At 49.8% G+C, this 4,049-nt stretch carries 1 protein-coding gene; it reads left to right on the top strand.

Translation table 11 applies throughout. The features are described from left to right. Positions 1-503 precede the first annotated feature (503 nt). On the top strand, positions 504-4,049 hold a 3,546-nt coding region (locus tag O9295_RS00025; protein ID WP_502846481.1), incomplete at its 3' end, for a S8 family serine peptidase.

Below are 4,049 nucleotides of genomic sequence, written 5' to 3'. Positions count from 1 at the left end.
TGAATTATTCCTCCCATCGAGCCATATTCTGAATTGTAAGCTATAACTATTATAATCTCATTTCTCTTTGTGATCAAGTTGAAGATTTTCTAGTTGTTGACGGCTATAAGCATTAATACTCATTGCATAAGTGAGATGCTCCCCAGATATTTATTAGAAAAGTCATGATCAAACTAGAGGTTTAAAGACTGAGCGGGTTCCAATTATTTTTATTAATAAATATTTGACACAATTCATACCAGGTAAGCAAGAGAGCTACGCCACTACTACCGAATCATTACCATCCATGACTACAATGCACAGCAAAGCAAAGGATTAAGCCGCCATCACTACTACCGAATCACCACCCACAGTTTACCTACAAATGGTAGACTTAAAATCCTGCTTCGCAGTCAATATCCTGGTCGGATTTCATCCCCCGCAAAGGTTGATGTCTTGTCGAAAAATTTAGCGGGGGCATTCATCCGACATTTTAGGTAAGTTAGGATTCAGTTAGTACATATATGCCATCTCTAGAAGATTCTTTGAGTTTTGAGCACTCCTTCCCAATCACGGATGGTTTAAGAGGTTCCGGCGATCTAAGTGTATCCATCGAAACCCCTCCCCCCCCCTTAGGAGTCTTGAACTCTAACCCCTCCCCATCTACAGTATCCTCTGAGGCTCCTACGGTTCCCCCAAGTGTTTCAGTCTCCCCTGCTGCTAAGAGTTCCCCATTGTTTCCCGCTTCTCTTAGTATTAACTCTTCCCGTTATTCCACCAGTCCAGCCTTGGGTCTTACTTCTCTACCCACCGCTGCCTCCGTCACCTCAGAGCTAAAACCTGCAGCAACTAGCACTCTTGCCCCCCATGCTCCCAATCAACTCATTGTCAAGTTTAATCAAGGGATCGCCACCGCCCAAGTTGCTCAGTTTCACTCCCTCTTTGGTGCTGTTAGCACCCAGACGATTAAACTGACGGGGGCGCAGGTTTGGAAGTTATCGGGGTCGCTCTCTGTGGATAAGATTCTGGCAGAATATGGCTCCAATCCGATTTTTGAATACATTCAACCCGACTATATTCTGACACAAGGCACAATTAGTCCCCAGGCGACATTCCCCAATGACCCCAGTTTTAATCAACTTTGGGGATTGCATAACACCGGACAAAGTGGTGGTACTGCCGATGCGGATATTGATGCCCCTGAAGCTTGGGATATTCAAACCGGCGATCCTAATTTAGTGATTGGGGTTGTTGATACGGGGGTTGACTACAACCATCCCGATTTGGCTGGTAATATCTGGACAAACCCAGGGGAGATTGCCAACGACGGCATTGACAACGATGGCAATGGCTACATTGATGACATTCGCGGTTGGGACTTTGCCTATAACGACAATGACCCCAGTGATGTTGATGGTCACGGAACCCATGTTGCTGGAACTATTGCTGGCAAAGGAAATAATGGGGTAGGCGTGACGGGGGTGGCCTGGAATGCCAAAATCATGCCGCTGAAGTTTTTGAATGATCAAGGATCAGGCTCTACTTCCAATGCTATTTTGGCAATTAACTATGCGACGGACAAAGGAGTTAAGCTCACCAATAATTCCTGGGTTGGCGACGGTTATAGTCAGGCGCTCTATAATGCGATTAACGCGGCGGGTCAGGCGGGGGCTTTATTTATTGCGGCGGCTGGTAATGATAGCTTGAATATTGATGTTTCCCCGCATTATCCCTCCAGTTACAACCTTGCCAACATTATTTCAGTTGCCGCTACCAATCGCAATGATCAACTGGTGACATTTGATAACACTGGTGCTGGGTCGGGTTCAAACTATGGCTTAACCAGCGTAGATTTAGGTGCACCTGGTTCAGACATTTACAGTCTAGCTCCTGGTGGTGGATACGCGACCCTTTCAGGGACATCCATGGCCAGTTCCCATGTGGCAGGGGCGGCGGCTTTATTGTGGTCACAAAATCCTACCTGGACAGCCCAACAGGTGAAAAACACCTTAATGAACACGGGGGATTCTATTGCCGCTCTAGCTGGTAAAACGGTTTCTGGTAAGCGGCTCAATGTTTTTAATGCTTTGGCGGCGGCTAACTTACCTTCTGTCAGCGTCAGCGTCAGTCCCACCAGTGTGCAGGAAGACGGTACGACTAACTTGGTTTATACCTTTACTCGCACTAACTTAAACCTGAGTTCTCCCCTGACCGTTAACTTCGGGGCGAGTGGTATAGCCAACGCCGCCCCAGTGGGAAGCGACCCAGCCGATTACAACGTATTAACAGGTAGTGGTGTCACCTTCGACCCGACGACAAAATTGGGAACCGTCACTTTTGCCCCCGGTGCGACAACGGCAACGGTCGAGGTTGATCCGATTGCTGACACTATTGCCGAAATCGCCAACGAAACAGTGGCTCTCACGGTTAATAGCGGAACCGGTTATATTGGCGGTTCACCCGGAACAGCCACAGGAACGATTGTTTCCGAAGAAACCCTACCGATTTTTAGTAACCCTAACCCGATTACCATTCCTGATAGTGGTACGAGTAGCCCCTATCCTTCGACGATCAATGTTTCAGGCTTAAGCGGTAATATTAATAGCCTGAAAGTGACGCTGACAAACCTGAGCCATACTTGGCCTGATGATATTGATGTATTACTGGTCGGTCCGACGGGAGCCAAAGCCTTATTAATGTCCGATGTGGGTGGCTCAGATGATGTCAGTAATGTCACTCTCACCTTTGAGCCGACGGCAACCTCCTTCTTGCCTGATGAAGGGCTAATTACCAGTGGCAGTTATAAGGCCACAGACTTTGAAACCGGTGATATCTTTAACTCGCCCACTCCCGGTGGCCCCTACGGTACAGACTTCTCGGTGTTTAACAACACCAACCCCAATGGAACCTGGAGCCTCTACGTTGTGGATGACGCGGGAGGAGACGTGGGAACTATTGCTGGTGGTTGGTCACTGCTCATTGGCACGGCAGCAGCGACGAAATCAATCTCGATCGCCAAAACCACCGATGGTAACGAAGCCGGTTCAGCGAGCAATGTCTTTACCCTCACCCGCACCGGCGACCTCTCCAGTGCCTTAACGGTTAACTACACCCTGACGGGTACTGCTACTCCAGGTCTCGACTATACAGGCACTACTCCTAACAGCGTCACCTTCGCGGCATTTTCCCCCACAGCTACCATCACTCTGCCCACCATAGATGACCTCTTGAGTGATCCGGGTGAAACCATCATCACCACAATTACCGCCCCCGCCGGCTACACTATCAGTGGACCTGACACGGTCACGGCCACCATTGTTGACAATGATGGTGACGCAGCCAATAACAACTTGGTCGGGACAAGCTTTGCCGATGCCCTGGCGGGAGTGGGAGGTGATGACACCCTCGATGGTGGTGATGGCAACGACACCCTCGATGGTGGTGATGGTGTTGACTCGATGGATGGTGGTGTTGGCAACGACACCTACTTCGTGGACAACAGTGATGACATCGTTAAGGAGGTCCTCGATGATGAGCTAGGGGGGACGGCCGATACGGTATTTGCCTCAGTCACCTATTCCCTAGCGCCGGGGACACCTGATAACCAAGGATATGGGATTGAGAATCTGACCCTGACGGGAAGTGCCGATATCAATGCGACTGGCAATGACAAAAACAACGTCCTCACGGGCAACAGTGGCAACAATGTCCTCGATGGCGGTGTTGGTGTTGACTTGATGGATGGTGGTGATGGCAACGACACGCTGTTTGGCGGCCTTGGCAACGACACCCTCGATGGTGGGGCTGATAACGACACTTACCTCTTCGACACGGATCTGGTCTTGGGTAGCGATCGCCTCATTGATGCCTCTGGAATCGATACCCTCAACTTTGCGGCGACCACAACTAAAACCATCAACCTCAATCTTGGCAGTACCGCCGCCCAAACCGTCACCGCCGGAAATCTCACTCTCACCCTAGCTAGTGCCACTGCCTTTGAAAATGTCATTGGTGGTAGCCTCAACGACACCATTGTGGGCAATAGTCTGGCCAATTCCCTCACCGGTGAG

Source organism: Microcystis sp. LE18-22.4A (assembly GCF_027531105.1).
Classification (GTDB): Bacteria; Cyanobacteriota; Cyanobacteriia; order Cyanobacteriales; family Microcystaceae; genus Microcystis; species Microcystis aeruginosa.
This window is presented reverse-complemented; position numbering and strand designations above follow the sequence as displayed.